Source organism: Streptomyces piniterrae, from assembly GCF_005048155.1.
Taxonomy (GTDB): Bacteria; Actinomycetota; Actinomycetes; order Streptomycetales; family Streptomycetaceae; genus Streptomyces; species Streptomyces piniterrae.
The window spans coordinates 167,004-192,228 of record NZ_SUMB01000014.1 but is presented as its reverse complement, the minus strand read 5'-3'; the positions used below and the strand labels follow the sequence as shown (position 1 = coordinate 192,228).

Here is a 25,225-nt window from a genome sequence, read left to right as displayed (position 1 = left end):
CATGAGCACCCTGCAGAGCGTCCCGGCACTCGGGACGCACCCGGCCAATGGTTCGCACGCGAGCCGTGCCGAGACTCGGGAGCAGCTTTCCAAGGCGACATACGACCTCCTGGTGATCGGCGGCGGAATCCTGGGCATCTCCACTGCCTGGCACGCCGCGCAGGCCGGACTGCGGGTGGCCCTGGTGGACGCCGGCGACTTCGCCGGCGCCACCTCCTCCGCTTCCTCCAAGCTGCTCCACGGCGGCCTGCGCTACCTGCAGACCGGCGCGGTCAAGCTGGTGGCGGAGAACCACTTCGAGCGACGTGCGGTGTCCCGCCAGGTGGCACCGCACCTCGCCAACCCCCTGAAGTTCTACCTGCCCGTCTACAAGGGCGGCCCGCACGGCGCGGCCAAGCTCGGCGCGGGCGTCTTCGCCTACTCCGCACTGTCCGCGTTCGGTGACGGCGTCGGCCATGTCATAAGCCCGGCCAAGGCCGCCGCCGATGTGCCGGAGCTCCGGACGGACAACCTCAAGGCCGTGGCCGTCTACGGCGACGACCAGATGAACGACTCCCGGATGGCCCTGATGACCGTCCGCGCGGCGGTCGCCGCCGGCGCCACGGTCCTCAACCACGCCGAGGTCACCGGACTGCGCTTCACCCAGGGCCGGGTCACCGGCGCCGACCTCAAGGACCGTACGGACGGCCAGGAGTTCGGCGTCAACGCCCGCCTGGTGCTCAACGCCACCGGCCCCTGGGTCGACCACCTGCGCAAGATGGAGGACCCGAACGCGGCCCCGTCCATCCGGCTGTCGAAGGGCGCGCACCTGGTCCTCAAGCGCACCGCCCCGTGGAAGGCCGCGCTGGCCACCCCGATCGACAAGTACCGCATCACCTTCGCCCTCCCCTGGGAGGACATGCTGCTCCTCGGCACCACGGACGAGGAGTACGAGGGCGACCCGGCGGACCTGACGGTCACCGAGAAGGACACCGCCCAGATCCTGGACGAGGCCGCCTTCTCCGTCCGCGACCAGCAGCTCTCCCGCGACCTGATCACGTACTCCTTCGCGGGTCTGCGGGTGCTGCCCGGCGGCCCCGGCGACACCTCCAAGGCCAAGCGCGAGACGGTCGTCACCGAGGGCAGCGGCGGCATGCTGTCCATAGCCGGCGGCAAGTGGACGACCTTCCGGCACATCGGCCGTGCGGTCATGAACAAGCTCGCCGCACTGCCCGGCCACCCGTTGGCCGACGACATGGAGCCGATCTCGCAGCTCCCCAAGAAGCTCCCGCTGCCCGGTATCTCCAACCCCAACGCGGTCGCGCACCGGCTGATGGTCGACGGCGGCACGCCCGGCCCGCGGATGGCCCCGGAGACCGCCCGGCACCTCGCCACCCACTACGGCTCGCTGTCCTTCGACATCGCCCGGCTGGCGAACGACGACCCGGCGCTGGCCGAGCGGATCCACCCGGACGCCCCGGAGATCTGGGCACAGGTCGCCTACGCCCGGGACCACGAGTGGGCCGAGACGGTCGACGATGTACTGCGCCGCCGTACGACGCTGACGATCCGCGGCCTGGACACGGAGGATGTGCGGGCCCGGGTCAAGGGCATGCTGGAGGGCTGACGGCGGCTTCCTGATGAAGCGTCACTGTGCTGTTGAGTGAACGCCGTTGGGCGCGTGGCATTGGCTGAACGCTGAGTGAATGACGATGGGGCGGTCCACGGGGCCGCCCCATCGTCATGTCCGCGTACGGGGCTGCCGCATGGCGTGACCGCGTGACGCGACCAGCCGTGGCGTGGCCTGCGGTGAGATGGCCGGCGGTGACATAACTGCCCGTGACGAGGCCGGCCGTGACGTGACTGTCAGTGGCGGCTGCCATGATGTTCCGAGAAAGAAAAACGGGGAGTTCAACGGGGCCGACGGGGGGCTGCGATGGTTCGGCGACGATGGCAGTGGCAAGCGCCATGGAGATGGCGATGGCAGCGGGTGGGCAAGTGGGCGGCCTGGGCGGTCGCGGTGCTGGTGGTCCTGCCGGTGACGCTGGCGGCGACGGCGCTGCGGGCCGGCTACGCGGGAGCGGCCGCGCCGGATGCCACGACGCGCGGGCGGGACGCGATCTGGCTCGGCCATGCCTGGGTGGACGGGCGGAAGGACGCCTCCGATGTGGCGGCGCTGCGGCGGCGCGTCGAGGGCACCGGAATCCGCGATCTGTACGTCCACGCCGGGCCGTTGGAGCATGACGGCACGCTGCCGCCGGCCCGTACCGCCTATCCGCGGGCGCGCTGGCTGATCGCCGCGGTGCACCGGGAGCTGCCGTCGGTTCGGGTGCACGCCTGGCTCGGCGACCGGCTGGTGTACGAGCCTGGCGCGCGCGGCGGGCTGCGGCTGTCGGACGCCGCGGCCCGCCGGGCGATCGTGGGGAGCGCCCGTCAGGTGCTGGCGGCCGGCTTCGCGGGGGTCCATCTGGACCTGGAGCCGGTGCACTCCGGCAACGCGGACTATCTGCGGCTGCTGGACCGGCTCGGGCCCGCGGTCCACGACCGGGGCGCGATACTCTCCGTCGCCGTGCACCAGATCGACCCGCTGCCCGGACTGCACACGGTGACCGGCGCGGTGACCGGCCATCCGAAGTGGATATCCCAGCGGTTCTTCGGCCAGGTGGCGCGCCGGGTCGACCAGATCGCGCTGATGTCGTACGACACCGCGCTCCCGGTGGAGAGCCTGTACGGCGGCTATGTGGCGCAGCAGACCCGGCTGGCTCTGGAGGCGACGGACGGCCGTACCGATCTGCTGATGGGGCTGCCGTTCTTCCATACCGACGACGTCGGCCACCATGCCTCGGCGGAGACGGTGCGGGCCGCGGTGCGCGGTATCCGGCTGGGGCTGACCCGTGAGGATCCTGGCCGGCAGCGGTTCGGAATGGCGCTGTATGTCGATTTCGCCGCCACGGACGAGGACTGGTCCGCGTACAGGAGCGGTTGGGGGCGGCACGGCGGGTCATAATGGGCTCAGACATCGGATGTCTGCGGGGCGTCCGGGCGGCGAGATCCGAGCCGGGATCCGAGGGCGCGATCCCGGCGGGTGCGAGCGGGGAGGTCTGCCATGGCGGTCACCGACGAGGCCATCGAGAAGATAAAGGGCATGATCGTCTCCGGTGCGCTGCGGCCGGGCGACCGGCTGCCGAAGGAGAGCGAACTGGCGGCAGACCTCGGGCTGTCCCGCAACTCACTGCGCGAGGCGGTGCGCGCGCTCTCCCTGATCCGCATCCTGGACGTGCGCCAGGGCGACGGCACCTACGTCACCAGCCTCGATCCGCAACTCCTGTTGGAGGCCATGAGTTTCGTGGTGGACTTCCACCGCGACGACACGGTCCTGGAGTTCCTCGCCGTCCGCCGGATCCTGGAACCGGCCGCGACGGCGATGGCGGCCGCCCGGATCGAACCCGCGGAACTGGACCTTCTGGAAGAGCAGTTGGACGCGCTGGGCCCGGAACCCTCCGTCGAGGACCTGGTCGCCTGCGACCTGGAATTCCATCGCGGGATCGTCGCCGCCTCCGGCAACTCCGTGCTCTGCTCCCTGCTGGACGGCCTGTCCGGGCCGACCACCCGGGCCCGGATCTGGCGCGGTCTGACCCAGAAGGACGCGGTCGCCCGGACCCTCACCGAACACCGCGCGATCATCGGCGCGCTGCGCGACCGGGACGCGGAGGCGGCGCGGGCCTGGGCGACGGTGCATATCGCGAGCGTGGAGCAGTGGCTGCGCTCCACGCTGTGACCTGGACCGGGCAGCCGGGCAGCCGGGCTGGGGGCACCTCCCAGCGGTAGCCGGGGAGGTCGGCGACCGCCCCCGGCTGCCCCCACATACCCGGCCCCCGCTCGGGTTCAGACCGCGAAGCCGCCGTCCACCGCTATCGAGGCGCCGGTGATGTACCGGCCGCCCTCGCCCGCCAGATGGGCGACGGTCGCCGCGACATCCGACGCCTGCCCGTACGCACCGAGCGCGGTCAGGCCGGCCTGCATCTCCGCGCTCTCCCCGTCGGCCGGGTTCATCTCGGTGTCGATGGGCCCCGGAGTCACAAGATTGGCGGTGATGCCGCGCGGCCCCAGCTCCCTGGCGAGGGCCTTGGTGAGACCGGCGAGCGCGGCCTTGCTGGTGGCGTAGAGGCTGCCGCCGGGGAAGGCGACCCGCTCGGCCATGCAGCTGCCGATGGTGATGATCCGGCCGCCCTCGGTCAGATGCCCGGCCGCGGCCTGCGCCGCGAGGAAGGGCGCCCGGACATTGGTCCGCAGCACCCGGTCCACGTCCTCAAGGGTGATCCCTTCGAACGGGCCGAGCACACCCACCCCCGCGTTGTTCACCAGGATGTCCAGCCGCCCGAACCGTTCGGCGACGCCCGCCACGGAAGCCCAGACCGCTTCGGGGTCCGCGCTGTCCGCCCGTACCGCCCAGGCCCGGCCGCCCGCCTGCTCGATCCGCTTGACGACCTGCTCGGCGCGGTCCTCCCGGCTCTGGTACGTGAGCGCGACCGCCGCGCCATCGGCGGCAAGCCGCAGCGCCGTCGCCTCGCCGATGCCCCGGCTCCCGCCGGTCACCAGCGCCACCTTGCCGTCGAGCGGCCGCCCGCCACTCGCCGCTGCCGCCGTGGTCGCCATCGTGGTCGCCGTCGTCATCATCATCGTCCTCACCTTCGCGCTCAGCGCATCGAGTCTGCGCAGCTGTCGCTGCGTGGAGACCGCGTTCCACCGCGGTACGACTCGATCCTCGGGCGGCGCGATGGCGGAAGCTGGCGGAATCCGGACGGGACATCGGAGTCAGGAACGGCCCCGCTCCGCGCCCGCCCGTACACCCGCTCCGCACGCCACCTCTACACCCGCTCCGCGCCAACCCCGTACACCCGTACCGCCGTTCCCCCGAAGACCGCGGCCCGTTCGGCCTCGCTCAGCCGGCCGGTGGCCGAGTCCGCGAGCGCGACGACGTCCTCGTAGTCGGCGGCCAGGGTGCAGACCGGCCAGTCGGAGCCGAACAGGACCCGTTCAGGCCCGAAGGCGTCCAGCACATGCCGGGCGTACGGCAGGATCTGCTGCGGCCGCCAGGCGGCCCAGTCGGCCTCGGTGACCAGGCCGGAGAGTTTGCAGCTGACGTTGGGGAGCCCGGCGAGCGCGGCGACCCGGTCGGCCCACGGCTGCCAGTCGCCCTTCGCCACCGCGGGTTTGGCCGCGTGGTCCAGTACGAAGGCCAGCTCAGGGAGGGCACGGGCGGCGGCGTGCGCGGCGGGCAGTTCGCGCGGCGTGACCAGCAGGTCGTAGACGAGCCCCGCATCGGCCAGGACGCCCAGGCCGCGCAGCACTTCGGGGCGGGTGAGCCAGTCGGGGTCCGGCTCGTCCTGCACCTGGTGCCGGATGCCGACGAGGCCGGCCGGCAGCGCGGCCAGGATGTCGGCGAGTGCGGGATCGGTGAGATCCGCCCAGCCGACGACGCCGCGCACCGGCCCGTCTTCGGCCGCGACGGCCAGCAGCTCGGCGGTCTCCTCGTACGAGGAGGACGACTGGACCACGACGGTGCCCGCCACGTCGTGCTCGGCCAGGTGGGGGGCGAGGTCGGGAAGGGCGTAACTGCGCCGGATCGGGTCGGCCCACGGCCCGTCCATCCACGGCTGGTCGCGCCCGCCGAGGTCCCAGAGGTGATGATGGGCGTCGATACGCATCAGGGGCGGGCTCCCGGGTCCGGGCTCACTCGTCGAGGATCCCCTAGGGGGTAGTCGAACAGATCCCCTAGGGGATGCAAGGGCCCCCTGCGGGCCCACAACGCGGCGGTCATGTGCGGTATTCCCGTGGCTCGGAGTTGATCGGGGACTTGAGCGGAGACCCGCTCGGAGAGTTGAGCGGAGACCTGCTCGCGGACGTGCTCGGGGACTTGACCGGAGACGTGATCGGGGACGTGCTCGCGGATGTGCTCGGGGACGTGATCGGACTGCCGCCGCCCAGGGGCAGCGGCAGGTCAGGGTCGAGCAGACCACGGGCGACGAGGGTGTGCCAGAGCGCGTCGGGGATGTCCCGTGTGAAGAGTGCGGCGTTCTCCGCTGCCTCCTCGGGGGTGGCGGCGCCGATGACGGCCGAGGCGACGGCGGGGTGCCCGAACGGGAAGCGGAGCGCGGCGGCCTTCAGCGGGACGTCGAACTCGGCGCAGACGGAGGCGAGTTGGCGGGCGCGGTCCACGAGACCGCGCGGCGCGGGCGCGTAGTTGTACGGCGCCCCGGGAGACGGGTCGGCCAGCAGTCCGGAGTTGTAGACGCCGCCGACGACCACGGAAGTGCCGCGACGCTCGCACACCGGCAGCAGATCGTCGAAGGCGCTGCGCTCCAGCAGCGTCCAGCGGCCCGCGCAGAGCACCACGTCCACATCGAGGTCCGCGACGAACCTGGCCGGCACATCGCTGTGGTTCGTGCCGAAGCCGATGGCACGTACCACCTTCTGGTCGCGCAACGCGGCCAGCGCCGGGAAGGCGGTCTCGTACACCTCGCGCAGATGGTCCTCGACGTCGTGCAGATAGACGATGTCGACGGCGTCCACGCCCAGCCGCTCCAGGGACGCGTCGAGCGTGGCCCGGATGCCGTCGGGGGAGAAGTCCCGTACGCGGGCGCGCGCGGGGGTGTCGACGAAACCCTCGCCGTCCACCGTCTCCCCCGGCGCGAGCGGGCGCAGCCGCCGGCCGACCTTCGTGGAGAGGGTGTACGAGGCGCGGTCGCGGCCGCGCAGCGCCCGGCCGAGCCGCTCCTCCGAGAGGCCCAGGCCGTAGTGCGGAGCGGTGTCGAAATAGCGGGCGCCGGTGGCGAACGCGGTGTGCACGACGGCCTGGGCCCGCTCCTCCGGGACGGCGCGGTAGAGGTTGCCGAGCGGTGCGCAGCCCAGCCCCAGCGGGGGGACGGTGACGCCGCTGCGTCCCAACTCCTTTGCCTCGTGTGGCGGATTCGGCATGGCGGAGCCCTCCCGGTCCTGTGAGATCTGTCCTGTGAGATCTGTCCCGTCAGATCTTTCCCGTGGCCCGTCAGATCTGGCCCGTCAGATCTGGCCCGTCAGATCTGGCCCGTCCGTCCGCTCAGTCCTGCGTCTCGCCGCTGGTGAAGCGGGAGATGACCAGCGCGATGATGATGATCATGCCGTTGAGGAACTGGGTCCACAGGGGCGGCACACCGCCCAGGGTCATGACATTGATGACGAGTTGGAGGGTGAGGACGCCGGTGAGCGCGCCGAAGAGGGTGCCGCGGCCGCCCTTGAGGCTGATCCCGCCGATCACCGCGGCGGCGAAGACCTGGAAGATCCAGCCGTTGCCCTGGCTCGCGGAGACGGCGCCGTAGTGGCCGGTGTAGAGGATCCCGGCGAAGGCGGCGAGGACGCCGCCGACGGCCAGCACGATCCAGGTGAGGCGGTCCACCCGGATGCCGGCCGCCTTCGCCGCCTCCGGGTTGCCGCCGATCGCGTACAGCGCGCGTCCGTGCCGCAGATAACCGAGGGCACTGCCGCCCAGTGCGAAGAGGGCCAGGCAGATCCACACGGCGGCCGGAACGCCCAGCCAGTCGGCCTTGCCCAGATAGGCGAAGGACTCGGGGACATTGCCGATGGACTGGCCCTCGGAGATGCCGACTTGCAGGCCGCGCAGCATGGTGAGCATGCCGAGGGTGGCGATGAAGCCGTTGACCCGCAGTTTGAGGATGAGGAAGCCGTTGGCCGCGCCGACCGCCGCGCCCACGGCCAGGCACAGCGGGACGGCCGTCCAGGCGGGGAGGAGTTCCAGGCCGGCGAAGCGGGCGCCGTGTGCGGGCATGACCAGCCACAGGGCGAGGACCGGGGCCAGGCCGATGGTCGACTCCAGCGACAGGTCCATCCGGCCGCTGATCAGGATGAGCGCCTCGCCGAGGACCAGCAGGCCGAGTTCCGTGGACTGCTGGATGACGCCGATGAGATTGTCCTGGGTGAGGAAGGCGGGCGAGACGATGAAGCCGATCACGCCCAGCACGAAGATCACCGGTACCAGGGAGAAGTCCCGCCAGCGGGCGAGGTCGATACGGGGGCGGCTGGTCGGCGCCGGTGGCTTCGCCACCGTGTCGGTGACCGGCGGCGATGCGGTCTCGGTCATGGCGCGGTCCCTTCCGTTCCGTCGGTGAGGCGCCTGCTCGCCCCGGCATCCCCTGCATCCCCTGCATGCCCGGCATGCCCGGAGCCCTTGGGCTGTCCGGCGTCCCCGTCGTCCGCGGCGCCCTCGGGCTGCCCTGCACCCCCGGCACCACCCTCGTCACCCCCGGCACTCCCGTCACCCCCGCCACCCCCACTCGCCACACCCTCCATCGCCGCCACCAGTTCGTGATCCCCCCAGCCGCTGCCGAATTCGGCGGTCACCCTGCCGTGGAAGACCGCCAGCACCCGGTCGCAGACCCGTAGATCGTCCAGCTCGTCGGAGATGATCAGCGCGCCGCTGCCGCGGTCCGCGACCTCCCGTACGACTCCGAGCAGCGCGTCCTTCGACTTGACGTCCACTCCGTTGGTGGGCCGGATGGCGACCAGCACACTCGGCTCGCGGGCCAGCGCGCGGGCGATGACGACCTTCTGCTGGTTGCCGCCGGAGAGGCCGGAGACCGGCTGCCCCGGGCCGGTCGTCTTGATGTCCAGCGACGCGATCATGCGGGCCGCGAACTCGCGGGTCCTGGAGGGCAGTACGGTCCCCAGCGGCCCGAGCTGGTCGGTGACGGTCAGGGTGGCGTTCTCGGCGACGCTGCGGCCCAGGATGAGCCCCTCGCGATGCCGGTCCTCCGGGACACAGCCGATCCCGGCGTCGATCGCATGCGGCACGCTGCCGGTACGGACCGGCCGTCCACGTACCGCGATCCGCCCGCCGTCCGGGGTCCGAAGGCCGACCAGGGCCTCGCCGATCGCGGCGTTCCCGCTGCCCGTCGCGCCCGCCAGGCCCACCACCTCACCGGCCCGCACGGTCAGATCCAGCGGTGCGAACTCGCCGGCCAGCGTGAGCCCTTCGGTCCGCAGCACCGGCTCCCCCGCCCTGCCCGCGGCCGTATCCGAAGCCGTCCGGGCCCGCCGGGCCGCGCCCGCCTCCTCCCCCGTCATCGCGGCGACGAGGTCGTCCTCGGCCAGCCCGGAGACCGGGGCGGTCAGCACATGCCGGGCGTCGCGGAAGACCGTAACGGTGTTACACAGCTCGTAGACCTCCTGCAGATGGTGCGAGATGAACAGGAAGGCCACGCCCTGGGCACGCAGCCCGCGCAGCTTGCCGAAGAGCCGGTCGATGCCGGCGGCGTCCAGCCGGGCGGTGGGCTCGTCGAGGATGATCAGCCGGGCGCCGAAGGAGAGCGCCCTGGCGATCTCCACGAACTGCCGCTGCTCGACGCCGAGATCCTTGATCCTGGCCGCCGGGTCCGCCTCGACACCGTATTCGGCGAGCAGCTCGCGCGCCCGTTCACGCAGCGCCCGCCAACGGATGGCGCGCCCGCCCTGGAAGCGGTTGAGGTAGAGGTTCTCGGCGACGGTCAGCTCGGGCACGGTCATCGACTTCTGGTGGACACAGGCGGCCTTGCGCTGCCAGGCGGCGGTGTCGCCCCGGCCGGGCGCGGGCTCGCCGCCGAAGGTGACGGTGCCGGCGTCCGGCCGGGTCATCCCGGTCAGTACGGAGACCAGGGTGGATTTGCCGGCGCCGTTACGGCCGACGAGGGCGTGTGCCTCCCCGGGCCGTACGGTCAGGTGGGCGCCGTCGAGTGCGACGGTCGCCCCGTAGCGCTTGACGATGCCCTCGGCGCATACGGCGGATACGACGGGCCGGCCGGCGCCCTCCGCGCCCATGTCGGCTTCGCCCTTGACGGCTTCTCCCATGGCGGCTTCCCCCACCACCGCTACTGCCCCTTGTCGAACTGGTTGGCCCAGAGCGCCCGGTCATCGACGTTGTCCTTGGTCACGAGGGGCGCGGGCAACTGGTCCTCCAGACCGTTCTCGATCTTCACGATGGTCGAGCCGTGGTCGGTCGGTCCGGGCTTGAAGGTCTTCCCGTCCAGGCTCGCCTTGGCGTAGAACAGCGCGTACTTGGCGTAGAGATCGGCGGGCTGGGAGAGCGTGGCGTCGATCTTGCCGGCGCGGATCGCGGCAAGTTCGTCCGGTATGCCGTCGTTGGAGATGATCGTGATGTGGCCTGCCGAACCGGCCGGCCGGAGGAGTTTCCGCTGCTCCAGTAGGGCCAGGGTCGGCTGCAGGAAGGCGCCGCCGGCCTGTAGGTAGATACCGTCGATGTCCTTGTGCTGGGCGAGCAGGCTCTGCAGCTTGGCGGAGGCGACCTCGCCCTTCCAGTCGGTGGCCAGCTCATGCACGGTGATCTTCGGGAACTTCTTCTTCATGCAGGACGCGAACGCCTCGGAGCGGTCCCGCCCGTTGATCGAGCTGAGGTCGCCCTGGAGTTCGGCGATCCGGCCCCTGCCGCCCAGCCGCCTGCCGAGGTACTCGCAGGACTTCTCGCCGTAGGCCCGGTTGTCGGCGCGTACGACCATGTAGACCCTGCCCTCGTCGGGGCGGGTGTCGACGCTGACCACCGGGATCTTCTTCTCCGCCAGGCGGTCCAGCTCGGCGGCGATGGCGCCGGTGTCCTGCGGTGCCATGACGATCGCCTTGGCGCCCTGGTCGGTCAGCGCCTGCACATTGGAGACGACCTTGGAGATGTCGTTCTGCGAGTTGGACAACGGCAGTGCGGACACCTCTCCCCTGTCCAGCCCCTTCTCGACGTACTGCTGGTAGGAGTTCCAGAAGTCGGTGTCCGTACGGGGCATGTCGATGCCGATCCTGCCGCCCGCGGCGTCGCTGCCACGGTTGCAGCCGGCGAGCGCGGCGGCGGCGAGCAGTGCGGCGCAGGCCGCCGCGCCGGTCTTGCGCGATCTCATGGGTGGTCCCTCCGTGGTGTGCGGGGTTCGGGATCAGGTGGCGGGGCGGAGGCGCAGCCCCTGCATGCCGCCGTCGACGGCGAGCGCCGAGCCGGTGATGCCGGAGGCCGCCGGGGACGCCAAGTGGGCGATGGCGGCCGCCACTTCAGCGGCGGTGACCATCCGGCCCATCGGCTGGCGGGCGTTGAGCGCGGCCCGTTCCGCGGCCGGATCGTCCGCCCGGTCCAGCAGCCGGCCGACCCATGGGGTGTCGGCGGTGCCGGGGTTGACGCAGTTGACGCGGATGCCCTCGCGGACGTGATCGGCGGCCATCGCGAGGGTCAGCGAGAGGACGGCGCCCTTGCTGGCGCTGTACAGGGCGCGCTGCGGCAGGCCGGCGGTGGCGGCGATGGAGCAGGTGTGCGTGATGGAGACCCGGCCCGGCGCCCCGGTCACGGCGCGGCGCAGATGCGGCAGCGCGGCACGGGCGGTGCGCACCAGCCCCAGCACGTTCACGTCCAGGACCCGGCGCCACTCCCCGTCGTCGTTGTCCTCGACGGTGCCGACGGCGCCGATCCCGGCGTTGCCGACGAGGGTGTGCAGGCTGCCCAGTTGCCGTACGGCTTCCTCGACGGCGTCCCGTACCTCGGCGTCGGAGCCGACATCGGCCCGCACCGGGATGGTGCCGGCGGGGGCGCCCGACGGGTCACGGTCGAGCACGGCGACCCGGGCGCCGCGGGCCAGCAGCAGGGCGGCGGTGGCCGCGCCGATGCCGGACGCGCCGCCGGTGACGAGGGCGCCCATCCCCGCGAAGTCGGCCGGCCACGGGAGGCGCTCGGGCCCGGTGCCGTCCCTCATGCGGAGACCTCCTGCCCGCGTCGCCGGGTGCGGGCGCGCCACACCGGCCCGTCCGGGAAGCGGTGGGCGGATACGGACTCGGGCTTCATCCGGGCCGAGAACCCGGGTGCCGCCGGGGCGCGGTAGCGGCCGTGCTCGACGACGACCGGATCGGTGAAGTGTTCATGCAGATGGTCGACGTATTCGATGACCCGGTCGTGCCGACTCCCGGACACCGCCACGTAGTCGAACATCGCGAGGTGCTGCACCAGCTCGCACAGCCCCACCCCGCCCGCGTGCGGACAGACCGGCACGCCGTACTTCGCGGCCAGCAGCAGGATCGCCAGGTTCTCGTTGACCCCGGCCACCCGCGCCGCGTCGATCTGTACGAAGTCCACGGCTCCGGCCTGCAACAGCTGCTTGAAGACCACCCGGTTGGCGACGTGCTCGCCGGTGGCGACCTTCACCGGCTGCCCGGAGCGCACCGCCGCGTGCCCCAGGACGTCGTCCGGGCTGGTCGGCTCCTCGATCCAGTGCGGGGTGAACGGCGCCAGCGCGGTCATCCAGCGGACCGCTTCGGCCACGTCCCAGCGCTGGTTGGCGTCCACGGCGATGCGTACGCCGGGGCCGACCGCGTCCCGGGCCAGCCGCATCCGCCGGGTGTCGTCGGCGAGGTCGGCGCCCACCTTCAGCTTGATCTGCCCGAAGCCGTCGGCGACCGCCTCCTTGGCGAGCCGCACCAGTGTGGTGTCGTCGTAGCCGAGCCAGCCGGGCGAGGTGGTGTACGCGGGATAGCCCTCGGCTCTGAGCCGGGCGGCGCGCTCGGCCCGGCCGGGCTCGGCGGCACGGAGCAGGGCCAGCGCCTCGTCGGGCGTCAGCGCGTCGGAGAGATAGCGGAAGTCGACGAGCGAGACCAGCTCGGCGGGGGTCATCGCGGCCAGGAACTCCCAGACCGGCAGGCCCGCGCGGGCCGCCGCCAGGTCCCAGGCGGCGTTGACCGCCGCGCCCGCCGCCATGTGCATCACGCCCTTCTCGGGGCCGAGCCAGCGCAGCTGGGAGTCATGGGTGAGGTCGCGGTGGAGTGCGGCGAGATCGGCGGCGGTGGCGGGTACGGGGCGGCCGAGGAGGTACGGGGCGAGGGCCCGGATCGCGGCGGCCATGACATCGTTGCCGCGGCCGATCGTGAAGCAGAGTCCGTGTCCCGGCGGGCCGCCGCTGGTGTGCAGCACGAGATAGGCGACGGAGTAGTCGGGGTCGGGATTCATGGCGTCCGAGCCGTCGAGCCGCTCCGAGGTGGGGAAGCGGACGTCGTGGACCTCGAGCCCGGTGACGGTGTCGGTTCCGGCCATGCGCACGCTCCCAGGGATGCTGCGGAAGAACATCGGACCTTTCCCGGTCATCCGATGTATAGACCCGGCCACAAGGGAGCGTCCAGACCCCGTACGGAAGTTGACAGAACAGCGGCCGACACAGGTCGGATGAATCGGTACTCGTTCGTGCCAAGGGGCTGCTGATGGGCACCGCGGACGCCGTAGTCTGGGGAACGCACGTAATGGAACTGCTGCCGGCGGCCGCCCCAGGGAGGCCGGACCGGTTGGAAGGAGGCGCTGGGTGATCGAGCTCGAGGGGGTTCCCGAGCTGATCGACCCGGTCATGGTGGCCGCGTTCGAAGGCTGGAACGACGCCGGCGACGCCGCCTCCGCCGCGGTCGCTCACCTGGACCGGGAATGGAAGGGCGAGGTCTTCGCCGCGCTGGACGCGGAGGACTACTACGACTTCCAGGTGAACCGCCCGACCGTCTTCCTGGACGGCGGGGTACGCAAGATCACCTGGCCGACGACCCGGCTCTCCGTCGTCCGGGTCGGCGACGCGGACGGCAAGGGCAGGCAGCGCGATCTCGTACTGGTCCGCGGCATCGAGCCCAGCATGCGCTGGCGCTCGTTCTGCAACGAAATCCTCGGCTTCGCCCATGAGTTGGGCGTCGAGATGCTGGTGGTGCTGGGGTCGCTGCTCGGCGACACCCCGCACACCCGGCCGGTGCCGGTCAGCGGCGTCACCTCCGACGCGGACCTGGCCGGCAGGCTGGACCTGGAGGAGTCCCGCTACGAAGGCCCCACCGGCATCGTCGGCATCCTCCAGGAGGCGTGCACCCACGCGGGCGTCCCGGCGGTGAGCCTGTGGGCGGCCGTGCCGCACTACGTCTCCCAGCCGCCCAACCCCAAGGCCAGCCTCGCCCTGCTCAACCGCCTGGAGGACCTGCTCGACGTCCGCATCCCGCTGGGCGAGCTGAGCGAGGACGCGCGCGCGTGGCAGCTGGGCGTGGACCAGCTGGCGGCCGAGGACAGCGAGGTCGCCGAGTACGTCCAGTCGCTGGAGGAGGCCCGCGACACCGCGGACCTGCCGGAGGCGTCCGGCGAGGCGATCGCGCGCGAATTCGAGCGGTATCTGCGGCGGCGTGACCCGCAGGGCGGGCCCGGCGTGGCCACGGAGGGCGGCGTCGCGGACGGCCGCGATCCGTCGTTCCTCCGCGACACGAGCAGTGGCCTGACCCGGCGGCGGCCGAAGGCTCCCAAGGAGCCCGACGAACCGCGCGAGCCGCGGGAGCCGACCGACTCGGGTTCCGGCTCCCCCGAGGCGGAGGACGACGGTCCTGAGGACAACTGACCCGCCGTCGTAGCGGCCCGCCGTGGCGTCTGCGGCGGGAAAGCCGAAAACGGACGGGGTGAAGCGCAGCGGACCGCCCCGCCGCGAACAGGCGGCGGGGCGGTCAAAAACGCGGTTCGGGCCGAGCGCGGCGAATGGCTACAGGGCCACACCCAAGAGCGCGTCAACGGTTCGGGACACGAGCCCGGGAGCGGACTCGTCCGTGCCACCGTCGGCGTCCTGGTCCGCGGCCCACGCGTCCACCGACGCGAGCGCCGTCGGCGAGTCCAGGTCGTCGGCCAGGGCGTTGCGGACGGCCTCCAGCAGCGCGTCCGCGGGGGGACCGTCCGGACGCGAGACCGCCGCGCGCCAGCGTGCCAGCCGCGCCTCCGCCTCGGACAGCACGTCGTCGGTCCATTCCCAGTCCGCGCGGTAGTGGTGCGCGAGCAGCGCGAGCCGGATGGCGGCCGGGTCGGTGCCGTCGCGCCGCACCGTGGAGACGAAGACCAGATTGCCCTTGGACTTGGACATCTTCTCGCCGTTCAGTGCCACCATCCCGGCGTGCACATACGCCCTGGCGAACGGGTGCTCGCCGGTGAGGGCCTGGGCGTGCGAGGCGCCCATCTCGTGGTGCGGGAAGGCGAGGTCGGAGCCGCCGCCCTGGACGTCGAAGCCCATCCCGAGGTGGTCCAGGGCGATGGCGACGCACTCGATGTGCCAGCCGGGCCGGCCGCGGCCCAGCGAGCCGCCGTCCCAGCTCGGCTCGCCGTCACGGGCGGCCATCCACAGCATCGGGTCGAGCGGGTTCTTCTTGCCCTCCCGCTCCGGGTCGCCGCCGCGCTCGGCGGACAGCAGCCGCATCGCCGCGGCGTCCAGCCCGGAGACCTCGCCGAAGTGCGCGTCGGACTCGACGGAGAAGTAGATGTCGCCGTCCAGCTCGTAGGCGGCACCGGCGTCCCGCAGCCGCTCGACGAGCGGGACGATGCCGGGTATCGACTCGACCGCGCCTATGTAGTGGCGGGGCGGCAGCATCCGCAGGGCCGTCATGTCCTCGCGGAACAGGGCGGTCTCGCGCTCGGCGAGCGCCGTCCAGTCGTCACCGGTCTTGTCGGCGCGCTCCAGTAGCGGATCGTCGACGTCGGTGACGTTCTGCACGTAGTGAACCTGGCGCTTCGTGTCGAGCCACACGCGCTGAACGAGGTCGAACGCGTTGTAGGTCGCCGCGTGCCCCATGTGGGTGGCGTCGTACGGCGTGATGCCGCAGACATAGATACGGGCGACGGGACCGGGGTCGAGGGTTACCCGTCCGCCGGTCGCGGTGTCGTGGATCCTCAGGCCGCGGCCCTGACCAGGCAGGGCGGGGACCTCAGAAGCGGGCCATGCATGCATGCCTTGAGCGTAACCGGACGCATGTTCCGCATACGAACCGGACCAGAGGTGTTGGCCGAAAAGGCGGTCTTGTCTTTGTCGGCGAATCATGCAAGGAGCACGCCTTGCGCCCGGTTCGGAACGGCCGGGCCCGGTTCAGACCGGCGGCCAGGGGATCGGCGGCCAGTCCCCGCCGGGCTCGGGGTGGCGGCCGGTCCGCAGCAGCCCGGCCACCCGCTCCCGCAGGGCCTCGATCTCGGCGTCCGTGATCAGTTCGGCCAGTCGGGCGGCGAGCGGCGCGGCGTCCGCCAGCGCCTTCTGGAGGCCGCGCAGCACCTCCAGCGCCTCGTCGGTCAGCGGCTCCCCCGCCCAGCCCCACAGGAGCGTGCGCAGCTTGTCCTCGGCGTTGAACGTCACGCCGTGGTCGATCGCGAAGAACCGGCCGCCAGGGGCGGGCAGCAGATGGCCGCCCTTGCGGTCACCGTTGTTGATCACCGCGTCGAGGACGGCGAGCCGCCGCAGCCGCGGGTCGTCGGCGTGCACCAGCAGCGCGGTGCGGCCCGCGCCGGTCTGCGCGAAGCCGACCGCCTTCCAGCCGGGGCCCGGCTCCTCGTCCTCCACCAGGGCCAGCAGCTCCGGGATCTCGTCGCCGGCGTCGTCGGCGCCCTCGCCGTCGGGTGCCGCTATCCACTCCTGGACCATGCCGGTGCCGTACGGGCCGTCCCGCAGCACCGTCGTGGGGATCAGGTCCCAGCCGCACGCCCGGGAGATCTCGTACGCGGCGACCTCGCGCTGGGCGAGCGTGCCGTCGGGGAAGTCCCACAGCGGGCGCTCGCCGGCGACCGGCTTGTAGACGCAGGCGGCGGTGCGGCCCTCGTGGGTGACCGTGCAGTAGAGGACGGCGTTGGACGCCTCCGCGATCTGTCCGCGTACGGTCAGCTCGCCCTCGGCGAGAAACACGTCCGACAGGCCCGTGGCGCCCTCCGGAGCGGCGGGTTCGGCAGCCGGCTCCGTGGCGCTCAGGCGTCCCGCCGGTATCCGTTCTGGCGCGGACATACGTGTCCCTCCGGGTCGAGCGGCAGGCTGCACAGCGGGCAGGGCGGGCGCCCGGCGTTGACGACTTCCAGCGCGCGCTTGGCGAACGCCCTGGCCATCGTGCCGGTGAGGCGCACCCGCAGCATCGGCGGGCCGTTCTCGTCGTCCTGGAGCAGCCGCTCCTCGGCGTCGGCGAGGTCCTCGTCGCTGTCGGCCTCCAGCTCGACCAGGGCCTGCGCCTCGACGATCATCCGCTCGTCCTCGCCGTCCCAGGCCAGCGCCATGGTGCCGACCCGGAACTCCTCCTCCAGAGGCGTCTCCAGCGGGGCGGTGTCGGACAGTTCGGGGGGCGAGACGGCGGGCACCGGAGCGCTGCCGCCGCTGCGCCGCACCACCTCGTCCAGCAGCTCGTCGATCCGCTCGGCGAGGGCCGCGACCTGGGTCTTCTCCAGGGCGACGCTGGTGGTACGGCCGGCCGCGGTGGCCTGGAGGTAGAAGCTACGGCGGCCAGGCAGCCCGACCGTACCGGCCACGAAGCGGTCCGGCGCGTCGTAGAAGAACACCTGACGGGACAACGTCCTGCTCCGATTGCTCGACTGCGGGGTCACTGCGGTCACTGCGATCGCAGGGGCGTGGCGGGCAGCGCCGTCGCACCACCCTACTGCGCCCGCTGATCACGGTGCTCCCGCACCACCGCCCAGGGCCGCGTCCCGTTCCGTACCGGCGGCGCCCTCGTCCTCTTCGGGCGCGAGGGAGCGGAAGTCACCGGTGTCGCCGAGCCGTACGAGGAAGGGGCGCAGCCGGGTGTAGCGGATGACGGTCACCGAGCAGGGCTCGACGGAGATCCGCTGGAAGAGGTCGAGGTGGATGCCGACGGCGTCCGCGACCAGGGACTTAATGATGTCACCGTGCGAGCACATGAGGTAGACCGCTTCGGCACCGTGCTCGGCCTCGATCCGGGCGTTCCAGTAGCGCACCGCGTCCACCGCGCGGGCCTGCATCGCCCGCATCGACTCGCCGCCGGGGAAGGCGGCCGCGGACGGGTGGTGCTGGACGACCTCCATCAGCGGCTCGTCGTTCAGCTCGGCGAGCTTGCGGCCCGACCAGTCGCCGTAGTCGCACTCGCTGATCCGGTCCTCGGTGAACAGCGGCAGTCCGGGGCGGGCCTCCAGAAGCGGGCTCAGGGTCTCCTGGCAGCGCTGGAGCGGGCTGGTGACGGCGGCGGCCAGCGGCACCTGCGCCAGCCGGGCGGGCAGCGCCGCGGCCTGGGCGGCGCCCCGCCCGTCGAGGGCGACGCCGGGCGTCCGTCCCGCGAGCACGCCGGAGGTGTTGGCGGTGGAGCGGCAGTGCCGCAGCAGGATCAGCGTGGCCATGACGGCCAGCCTACGTTCCGGGCCCCGGTCCCCGGCAGGCCCCGGTCCCCGGCAGGCCGCCATTCCTGGCAGGCGGCCATTCCTGGCAGGCGGCCCGGCGGCGGGTGAGAATGCCAGATGTGATCGTGGACTGCGGCATCTACCGGGAAGGCCGCCGCACCGAGGGGCCGGCGGATTTCTCCGAGGCTCTCGCCGAGGCGCGGGCCGAGGGGCACTCCTTCATGTGGCTCGGGATGTACGAGCCGACTCAGGAGGAGTTCGACCACGTCAGCAGCGAGTTCGGGCTGCACCCGCTGGCGGTCGAGGACGCCCTGCACGCCCACCAGCGGCCCAAGCTGGAGGTCTACGACGATTCGCTGTTCATGGTGCTGAAGCCGATCACGTACGACGTCGAGGCCGACACGGTGACCGCGACCGAACTGATGGTCTTCGTCGGCGACTCGTTCGTGGTCACCGTGCGGCACGGCGAGGCCAGTCCCCTGGCGGCGGTGCGCAGACGGCTGGAGGACCACCCGGAGATCCTGCGGCACGGTCCCGGCGCGGTGCTCTACGCGGTCAGCGACGCGGTGGTGGACCACTACATCGAGGTCGCCGCCGAACTCCAGACGGACCTGGAGGAGTTGGAGGCCGAGGTGTTCGCGCCGGTCCGCGGCGACACCAGGAACACCGCGGCGCAGATCTACGCGTTCAAGCGCGAGGTGCTCGAATTCCGGCGCGCCACGGGCCCCTTGGCGGAGCCGATGGAGCGCCTCCAGAACCCCGGGGTGCCGTTCGTGCACGACCATGCCCGGCCGTTCTTCCGCGATGTCGACGACCATCTCACCCGCGCCAACGAGTCGGTGGACGGCCTGGACCGGCTGCTCTCGGACATTCTCGCGGCTCATCTGGCGCAGATGGGCGTGCGGCAGAACGACGATATGCGCAAGATCTCGGCGTGGGCGGCGCTGGCGGCCGTGCCGACCCTGATCGCGGGTGTCTACGGCATGAACTTCGATGACATGCCCGAGCTGAAATGGCACCTCGGCTATCCGGCGATCCTGCTGTTCATGGCGGTCGTCGAGGTGTCGCTGTACCGGCTGTTCAAGCGGCGCGGCTGGCTGTGAGCGGGCCTGCCTGGCGCGCGCCCGGAGGTGTCAGGCGTACTCCGGTGCGGTGGTGGCCGGGCCGGACAGCGCGTCGAGGCGCTCGGGCATCCGCAGGCTGACCATGCGGTGCCAGCCCGCCAGGCGCTCGTACGCGTACACCGCCCGGATGCCCGCGGCGAGCACCGCGGACTTGGCCGCGGGCCACTTCAGGATGCGGCCCATGTGGTCCATGACGGCCAGGCTGACGTCGCGGTAGACGGCGATCTCGGCGAGCGCGGAGTCGCGCAGCAGCCCCTGGATGGTACGGCCGTGCCCGGCACGGGCCAGCCGCAGCAACTCCTCGTGGCAGTACGCCAGATGGTTGTCCTCGTCGCTGGAGATCATCCGGACGGCCTTGCCGACATCGGGGTGGTCGCCGAAGTACGTCCTGAGCAGCACCATCTGCTCGGAGGCACGCTGTTCGGTGACCCGGCTGTGCGCGAGGTAGGTGATGATGTCGTGCTCGGTGAGCGGCTCGTCGCGGCGCAGCTTGTCGTGCGCCAGGCCGATGCCCTGCCGCTCCAGCAGCATGGTGTAGTCGGTGGCCTCGGGGACCTCGGTGGGGGTCAGACCGCGCTTGTGCAGCAGGGCGTTGAAGATCCTGCCGTGCTTGTCCTCGTCGGCGCCGTGCCGGGTGACCTTGGGTGCGAGCGCGCGCTGGGACGCGGGGAGCAGCGCCGCGATCCGGCCGTTCTCCCAGCCGCCCTGCGCCTCGCCGCTGGCCGCGATGGAGCAGAACAGCCGATAGGACTCGTCGTTGTCGAAGATCTCCTGGAACAGGCTTCGAGCCGAGAACATCTGCGCCACCTCCGAACGGACACACCTGCAAACGAAAAGTCAAGTGCGGTGTTCCATCAGGGGCAACCGGAGAGCCGGTCCGTTCGGCCGTTCGGACGACGCGCCTCCTGGTGCCGAGGCGTAACCCGCGCACCCGCCGTGCCGTTGTGCTGCGTGACGGCCGTGGCGGGGAAGACCCCCCGAGCCCCCACCACGGCCGCAGAGCTTCAGCTCCGCCGCGTGCTTCGCTTCCCGGCCGCGGTGCGTGCTCCGCCGCCGCGCGGTGCTTCCCCGCCGCAGTTCGCGCTTCGCCGCCGCGCGGTGTTCCCGTCCCGCGGTGTTCCCGTCCCGCGGTGTTCCCCCGCCCCGCGGGTGTTCCCCCGCCCCGCGGGTGTTCCCCCGCCCCGCGGGTGTTCCTCGCTACGGCCTGACGGCGGACGCGTACGACACGGGTGTTCCCCCGCCCCGCGGGTGCTTCCCCGCCCCCTCCCCCGCCTCCCCCTTCGGGGGAGGGGGCGGGGTGGGGGTGGGGGGTGGGGGGCAGAGGCCGGCGTTCACGCCAGCCCGGCGCGCTCCAGGGCCTCGGTGCCCGCCCGGAGGGACGCGAGCCGCTCGTCCAGGGTGAAGCCGGCGGGCGCCAGGGTCAGCGTGGTGACCCCGGCCGCCGCGTACGCCTGCATCCGCTCGGCGATCCGCTCGACGGAGCCGAGCAGCGTGGTCTGGTCGATCAGCCGCTCGGGGATCGCGGCGGCCGCGCCGTCCTTGTCGCCGGACAGGTACTTGTCCTGGATCTCGGCGGCTTCCTTCTCGTAGCCCATTCGCTGGGCCAGCTGGTTGTAGAAGTTCTGCTTGCGGCTGCCCATGCCGCCGACGTACAGGGCGGTGTACGGGCGGAACATGTCGGCCAGCGCGCTGACGTCCTTGTCCTCGCCGAGGGCCAGCGGCAGCGTCGGACACACGTCGAACCCGTCCATCGTCCTGCCGGCCTTCTCGCGGCCCGCCCGGAGGTGGGTGATCGCGGTCTCCTCCAGGTGGTCGGCGGAGGGGAAGATCAGCAGCGCGCCGTCGGCGATCTCGCCGGTCTGCTCCAGGTTCTTGGGGCCGATGGCCGCGATGTAGAGCGGGATGTGCTCGCGCTCGGGGTGCACGGTGAGCTTGAGCGGCTTGCCGGGGCCGCCGGGCAGCGGCAGCGTCCAGTGCTGGCCCTCGTAGGACAGCCGCTCGCGCGACATGGCCTTGCGGATGATGTCGACGTACTCGCGGGTGCGGGCCAGCGGCTTGTCGAACTTGACGCCGTACCAGCCCTCGGAGACCTGCGGTCCCGAGACGCCGAGCCCGAGCCGGAAGCGGCCGCCGGAGAGGGAGTCCAGCGTCGCGGCGGTCATCGCGGTCATCGCGGGCGTACGCGCCGGGATCTGGAAGATCGCCGAGCCGATGTCGATGCGTTCGGTCTGGGCGGCGACCCAGGAGAGCACCGAGGGAGCGTCGGAGCCGTAGGCTTCGGCGGCCCAGCAGACCGAGTAGCCGAGGCGGTCGGCCTCCTGCGCCACCGCGAGATTGTCGGAGTCCATCCCGGCACCCCAGTAGCCGAGGTTGATGCCAAGCCTCATGCCGCTCCCCTTACCCATCAGTAACGTCGTTGTTGCGGGGACTCTAGTCCCTGCCACGCAGGGCGTCATCTGCGGGTTGTCCACAGGTCCCCTGATCCTGACGTGCGGCGCGTAATCTCAAGGCTCATGGAGCAAAGGCACCTCGGCCATACGGGCCTTCGCGTGTCCCGCCTCGGGCTCGGCACCCTGAACTGGGCGCGTGACACGGACGAGCAGGAAGCCGCCGACCAGCTCAAGACGTTCTGGGAGGCCGGCGGCACCCTCGTCGACACCGCCGACATCTACGCCGACGGCGGTGCCGAGTACCTCCTGGGCCGGCTGTCCGAGAGCCTGGTGCCCCGCGACGACCTGGTGATCGCCACCAAGGCGGGCAGCGTCCTGGAGCCGGACCGCCGCGTCGACGGCTCCCGGCGTCACCTGATGGCCGCCCTGGACGCCTCGCTGGCACGGCTGGGCACGGACTACGTCGACCTGTGGCAGCTGCACGCCTTCGATCGGCACACGCCCCTGGAGGAGACGCTCCAGGCCCTCGATCTCGCCGTCAGCAGCGGCCGGGCGCGCTATGCGGGGCTGTCGAACTTCTCCGGCTGGCAGCTCGCCAAGGCCGCCACCTGGCAGCTCGCGGCACCGGGCCTGCGCACCCGGCTGGCCAGCACGCAGATGGAGTACTCGCTCCTCCAGCGCGGCATCGAGCGCGAGGTGCTGCCCGCCGCCCTCGATCTCGGCGTCGGCCTGCTGCCGTCCTCGCCGCTCGGCCGCGGCGTCCTCACCGGCAAGTACCGCCATGCCACCCCGGCGGACTCACGGGGCGCCTCGGATCATCTCGCCCCGTTCGTCGCGCCCTATCTCGACGAGCCGGCCGGCCGGATCGTCGACGCGGTCACCACCGCCGCCGACGGCCTGTCCGCCACCCCGCTCCAGGTCGCGCTCGCATGGGTCCGCGACCGTCCCGGAGTCACCGCCCCGATCGTCGGCGCGCGTACTGCGCAGCAGCTCAGGGCGGCATTGTCAGTGGAGACCCTTAGTCTTCCTGACGAGATTCGCCGGGCGCTGGACGATGTGTCAGCTCCGGTGCACCACTATCCCGATCACGACTGGAGCACGCTGTGAGTACCGACCGCCCCGCCGGCGAGACCCAGCCCGAGCAGGAGGCAGCGTCATCGCCCCGCACTCCGGACGGCCGCACGGCCGAGGACGCGGCGACGGCGCGGGGCGAGGGCGAGGCGACGGGTGCCGCGGCGGCCGGTTCCGCCGCGGCGACGGCCGCGGCGCTGGCGGCGGCGGTGCGGGCCGTGGAAAGCGGCGAGCGGTCGGCCGCCTCGTTCTTCAACGAGGCGCCGCGCACCGCCAGGCCGGCCGCCCCCGCCGCCGGGCCGCGGAAGGACGCGCCGGCCGCCGAAGGACGGGCGCCGCAGGCCGGCCCTGCGCGCCCGGCGCAGGACGGGGCCGGTGAGCGCGCCGCGAGCGGGACCGCAGAGCCGTCCGGCCCGTCCGTCGCGGGCGGCGGCGCTCCTGGGGACGCCGCCCAGGCCCCGACGGCCGCTCCCCGCCCCGCCATGGCGACCGCCCCCGGGATCGAGGGCGTACGCAAGGTCCTCGCGGCCGGCGGCGCTCCGGAGGCGCTGGCGGAGAAGGCCGCCGAGGTGCTGGGCGAGCGGGCCGCCGAGACGCTGGCCGCGGACCCGTGGCAGCTGCTCGGCGTGCCGGGGGTGCGTCCCGAGCAGGCCGACGGCTACGCACGGGCGCTGCTCGGCCCCGCCTGCGGACCGGGGGACGAGCGGCGCGCCCAGGCACTGGTCGGCTGGCTGCTGGAGCAGGCCGCCGTCGCCGGACACTCGGCCCTGGAGGCGCCCGCACTGCGTGCGGCGCTCGCCCAGCGCTCCGTGCCGGACCCCGACGACGCCCTCCAGACGGCGATCGCCGACGGCACCGTGCTGGTGTTCCAGGACGCGATCGACACACCGGGCCGGTCCGCGCCCGCGGCGGAAGACGACGAGGAGGCACCGGTCCGGATCCTGCTCGGCCTCGACCGCTTCGCGATGGCCGAGGAGAGCGTCGCGGACGGCCTGGCCCGTCTGCTCAACACGTTCGAGCCGGTGGCCGAGGGTGGTGCGGGTGAGGCGGACGCCGAGGCCGGTCACGAGGACGTCGATCACGGGGACGAGAACCACGCCGACGCCGACCGCGGGGACGCCGGCCCCGGCGGCCCCGGCCAGGGGGACGTCCGCCCCACCGACGAGGAGCCCGCCCGCCGCCCAGCCCAGCCCTCCGCCGCCGAGTGGGAGGCCGCGGCGGCCGCCGCCCCGTCGCCGTCCGCCGGGGAGCTGATCCGGGCCGCCGCGCACAGCGGCCTGGTGGCGCACACCGGCGCCGAGGCGGCCCGCGCCGAGCCCGCCGCGCTGATCGCCGCGGCCCGCTCGCTGGGGCTGCGGGCGTTCGGCGCCACCCACAGCGAGAACGGCCGCCGCCGGCTGGCCGCCCACCTCGCCGAAGCGTCCGGCGCCCCCGGGGGCGCCGAGGGCCCGAGTTCGGCGGCCGTGACCGTGGCCGGCCTGCTCTCCGGGCGGGAGGGGCCCGGCCGGGACGCGGACGGCGCGCTGGCGCTCGATCTGCTGGTGGTGCTGGACGCGCCGCAGCTGGATCTGGAGACCGCCGCGATGCTCGTCGAGTCGCTGTCCGACGGCACCCGGCTGGTGCTCAGCGGCGATCCGGGCGTCCTGTGGTCCGCCGGTCCCGGCCGGCTGTTCGCCGACCTCCTGGCGGCCCGGTTCTGCCCCCAGGTCGCCTCCCGTACCCCGGACTTCGGCCCGATCGGCGAGCTGGTGTCCGGCATCGGCGTCGGCGAGTTCGGCCAGGTCGAGGCGCCCGGCAAGGAGGTGGTGATCGTCCCGGTGCGCGACGCCGGGGAGGCGGTGCACCGCACCGTCCAGCTGGTCGCCGACTCGGTGCCCCGGGCGCTGGGCGTCCCCGCGGACCAGACGCAGGTCATCACGGTCGGCCATGGCGGCGCGGCCGGCACCCGCGCGCTGAACGCCGCCCTCAAGGAGCGGCTCAACCCCGGCCCCGGCCGGTTCGGCGGATTCGACCCCGGTGACCGCGTCGCCTACGCCCCGGCGCCCGGCCGCATCACACCCGGCACGGTCATCGGCACGGACGCCGCGGGCCTGCGTCTCGACTGCGACGGCGGGCCCGTCGTGGTGCCGCGCGAGCAGGTCGGCGCCGGTGCGGTACGGCACGGCTGGGCGCTCACCGCGCATCAGGCGGCCGGTATGCGCTGGCCGGCCGCGGTGGTCGTGCTGCCCGGTGACGCGGCGGCCGGCCTGACCCGCGCCTGGGCGTACACCGCCTTCAGCCGCGGCGAGCGGCATCTGTCGGTCGTCCAGGGCGTCGACCAGGCGCTGCCCCGGGCGGTCGCGGAGGTGCCCGTCAAGGAGCGCACCACCCGGCTGCGGACCCTGCTGCAGCTGCAGAGCGGCGCGGCGGACACGGCGACGGGCTGAGCCCCGTACGCCGCCGGGCACAGCTCGGCCGCCGGGTCCGGAAGGGCCCGGCGGCCGCTCACCGCTCGC

21 protein-coding genes are annotated in these 25,225 nt (G+C 72.8%); 7 read left to right on the top strand and 14 right to left on the bottom strand.

Annotated elements, in window-relative coordinates:
• Position 1: 1 nt before the first annotated feature.
• The 3 genes from FCH28_RS32660 to FCH28_RS32650 all read left to right on the top strand — a co-directional run bounded on the left by FCH28_RS32660 (position 2) and on the right by FCH28_RS32650 (position 3,757).
• A complete protein-coding gene (locus tag FCH28_RS32660; RefSeq protein WP_136743820.1) occupies positions 2–1,606 on the top strand; it encodes a glycerol-3-phosphate dehydrogenase/oxidase in 1,605 nt (534 codons plus the stop codon).
• A gap of 309 nt (positions 1,607–1,915) precedes the next feature.
• Positions 1,916–2,986: a glycoside hydrolase family 18 protein gene (locus tag FCH28_RS32655; RefSeq protein WP_169314310.1), complete on the top strand. Its 1,071-nt coding sequence runs from the start codon at positions 1,916–1,918 to the stop codon at positions 2,984–2,986.
• Positions 2,987–3,085: 99 nt separating this feature from the next.
• Positions 3,086–3,757, top strand: coding sequence for a FadR/GntR family transcriptional regulator (locus tag FCH28_RS32650; protein WP_136743818.1), 672 nt, complete (start codon positions 3,086–3,088; stop codon positions 3,755–3,757).
• A gap of 107 nt (positions 3,758–3,864) precedes the next feature.
• Here the strand turns inward: FCH28_RS32650 and FCH28_RS32645 are convergent, their stop codons facing one another.
• The 8 genes from FCH28_RS32645 to FCH28_RS32610 form a co-directional block, all read right to left on the bottom strand.
• The gene (locus tag FCH28_RS32645) at positions 3,865–4,656 is read right to left on the bottom strand and encodes a 3-oxoacyl-ACP reductase family protein (protein ID WP_136743885.1); all 792 of its coding nucleotides are present in this window, start codon (positions 4,654–4,656) and stop codon (positions 3,865–3,867) included.
• 191 nt (positions 4,657–4,847) lie between these two features.
• Positions 4,848–5,687 carry an amidohydrolase family protein gene (locus FCH28_RS32640; RefSeq protein WP_187363982.1) on the bottom strand — a complete coding sequence of 280 codons (840 nt, stop codon included), beginning with the start codon at positions 5,685–5,687 and terminating at the stop codon, positions 4,848–4,850.
• Between the two features lie 109 nt (positions 5,688–5,796).
• Positions 5,797–6,957 carry an aldo/keto reductase gene (locus FCH28_RS32635; RefSeq protein ID WP_136743817.1) on the bottom strand — a complete coding sequence of 387 codons (1,161 nt, stop codon included), beginning with the start codon at positions 6,955–6,957 and terminating at the stop codon, positions 5,797–5,799.
• A gap of 121 nt (positions 6,958–7,078) precedes the next feature.
• A complete protein-coding gene (locus FCH28_RS32630; RefSeq protein WP_136743816.1) occupies positions 7,079–8,116 on the bottom strand; it encodes an ABC transporter permease in 1,038 nt (345 codons plus the stop codon).
• Positions 8,113–9,828, bottom strand: a complete 1,716-nt coding sequence (locus tag FCH28_RS32625) for a sugar ABC transporter ATP-binding protein (protein WP_136743883.1) — start codon at positions 9,826–9,828, stop codon at positions 8,113–8,115. The genes FCH28_RS32630 and FCH28_RS32625 overlap by 4 nt, the downstream gene beginning before the upstream one ends.
• Positions 9,829–9,878: 50 nt before the next feature.
• Positions 9,879–10,910 (bottom strand): sugar ABC transporter substrate-binding protein, encoded by a 1,032-nt coding sequence (locus FCH28_RS32620; protein ID WP_136743815.1) that lies wholly within the window; start codon positions 10,908–10,910, stop codon positions 9,879–9,881.
• Between the two features lie 33 nt (positions 10,911–10,943).
• Positions 10,944–11,747: an SDR family NAD(P)-dependent oxidoreductase gene (locus FCH28_RS32615; RefSeq protein WP_136743814.1), complete on the bottom strand. Its 804-nt coding sequence runs from the start codon at positions 11,745–11,747 to the stop codon at positions 10,944–10,946.
• Entirely contained in the window at positions 11,744–13,075 is a 1,332-nt protein-coding gene (locus FCH28_RS32610; protein WP_136743813.1) for an enolase C-terminal domain-like protein, read from the bottom strand. The genes FCH28_RS32615 and FCH28_RS32610 overlap by 4 nt, the downstream gene beginning before the upstream one ends.
• A 262-nt stretch (positions 13,076–13,337) precedes the next feature.
• Between FCH28_RS32610 and FCH28_RS32605 the strand changes: the two genes are divergently transcribed.
• Positions 13,338–14,390: a PAC2 family protein gene (locus tag FCH28_RS32605; protein WP_136743812.1), complete on the top strand. Its 1,053-nt coding sequence runs from the start codon at positions 13,338–13,340 to the stop codon at positions 14,388–14,390.
• Between the two features lie 138 nt (positions 14,391–14,528).
• On the opposite strand, the gene mshC is transcribed toward FCH28_RS32605, so the two are convergent.
• The 4 genes from mshC to FCH28_RS32585 form a co-directional block, all read right to left on the bottom strand.
• On the bottom strand, positions 14,529–15,758 hold the full coding sequence (gene mshC / locus FCH28_RS32600; RefSeq protein WP_136743811.1) for a cysteine--1-D-myo-inosityl 2-amino-2-deoxy-alpha-D-glucopyranoside ligase: 1,230 nt from the start codon (positions 15,756–15,758) through the stop codon (positions 14,529–14,531).
• A 135-nt stretch (positions 15,759–15,893) separates the two neighbouring features.
• The gene (locus tag FCH28_RS32595; protein ID WP_136743810.1) at positions 15,894–16,793 is read right to left on the bottom strand and encodes an SCO1664 family protein; all 900 of its coding nucleotides are present in this window, start codon (positions 16,791–16,793) and stop codon (positions 15,894–15,896) included.
• Positions 16,757–17,347, bottom strand: a complete 591-nt coding sequence (locus FCH28_RS32590) for a DUF3090 domain-containing protein (RefSeq protein WP_136743809.1) — start codon at positions 17,345–17,347, stop codon at positions 16,757–16,759. Before FCH28_RS32590 ends, FCH28_RS32595 begins: the two co-directional genes overlap by 37 nt.
• A gap of 99 nt (positions 17,348–17,446) precedes the next feature.
• Entirely contained in the window at positions 17,447–18,145 is a 699-nt protein-coding gene (locus tag FCH28_RS32585) for a histidine phosphatase family protein (protein ID WP_136743808.1), read from the bottom strand.
• A 110-nt stretch (positions 18,146–18,255) separates the two neighbouring features.
• Between FCH28_RS32585 and corA the strand changes: the two genes are divergently transcribed.
• Positions 18,256–19,248 carry a magnesium/cobalt transporter CorA gene (corA, locus tag FCH28_RS32580; protein WP_136743807.1) on the top strand — a complete coding sequence of 331 codons (993 nt, stop codon included), beginning with the start codon at positions 18,256–18,258 and terminating at the stop codon, positions 19,246–19,248.
• A gap of 30 nt (positions 19,249–19,278) precedes the next feature.
• On the opposite strand, the gene FCH28_RS32575 is transcribed toward corA, so the two are convergent.
• Both FCH28_RS32575 and FCH28_RS32570 read right to left on the bottom strand, forming a co-directional pair.
• Positions 19,279–20,067 (bottom strand): ferritin-like domain-containing protein, encoded by a 789-nt coding sequence (locus FCH28_RS32575; RefSeq protein WP_136743806.1) that lies wholly within the window; start codon positions 20,065–20,067, stop codon positions 19,279–19,281.
• A gap of 533 nt (positions 20,068–20,600) precedes the next feature.
• The gene (locus tag FCH28_RS32570; RefSeq protein WP_136743805.1) at positions 20,601–21,656 is read right to left on the bottom strand and encodes an LLM class F420-dependent oxidoreductase; all 1,056 of its coding nucleotides are present in this window, start codon (positions 21,654–21,656) and stop codon (positions 20,601–20,603) included.
• Positions 21,657–21,782: 126 nt separating this feature from the next.
• Here FCH28_RS32570 and FCH28_RS32565 point away from each other — a divergent pair, with 126 nt between their 5' ends.
• Together FCH28_RS32565 and FCH28_RS32560 are read left to right on the top strand one after the other, a co-directional pair.
• A complete protein-coding gene (locus FCH28_RS32565; RefSeq protein WP_136743804.1) occupies positions 21,783–22,766 on the top strand; it encodes an aldo/keto reductase in 984 nt (327 codons plus the stop codon).
• On the top strand, positions 22,751–25,156 hold the full coding sequence (locus FCH28_RS32560) for a helix-hairpin-helix domain-containing protein (RefSeq protein ID WP_425472054.1): 2,406 nt from the start codon (positions 22,751–22,753) through the stop codon (positions 25,154–25,156). Before FCH28_RS32565 ends, FCH28_RS32560 begins: the two co-directional genes overlap by 16 nt.
• Positions 25,157–25,225 lie beyond the last annotated feature (69 nt).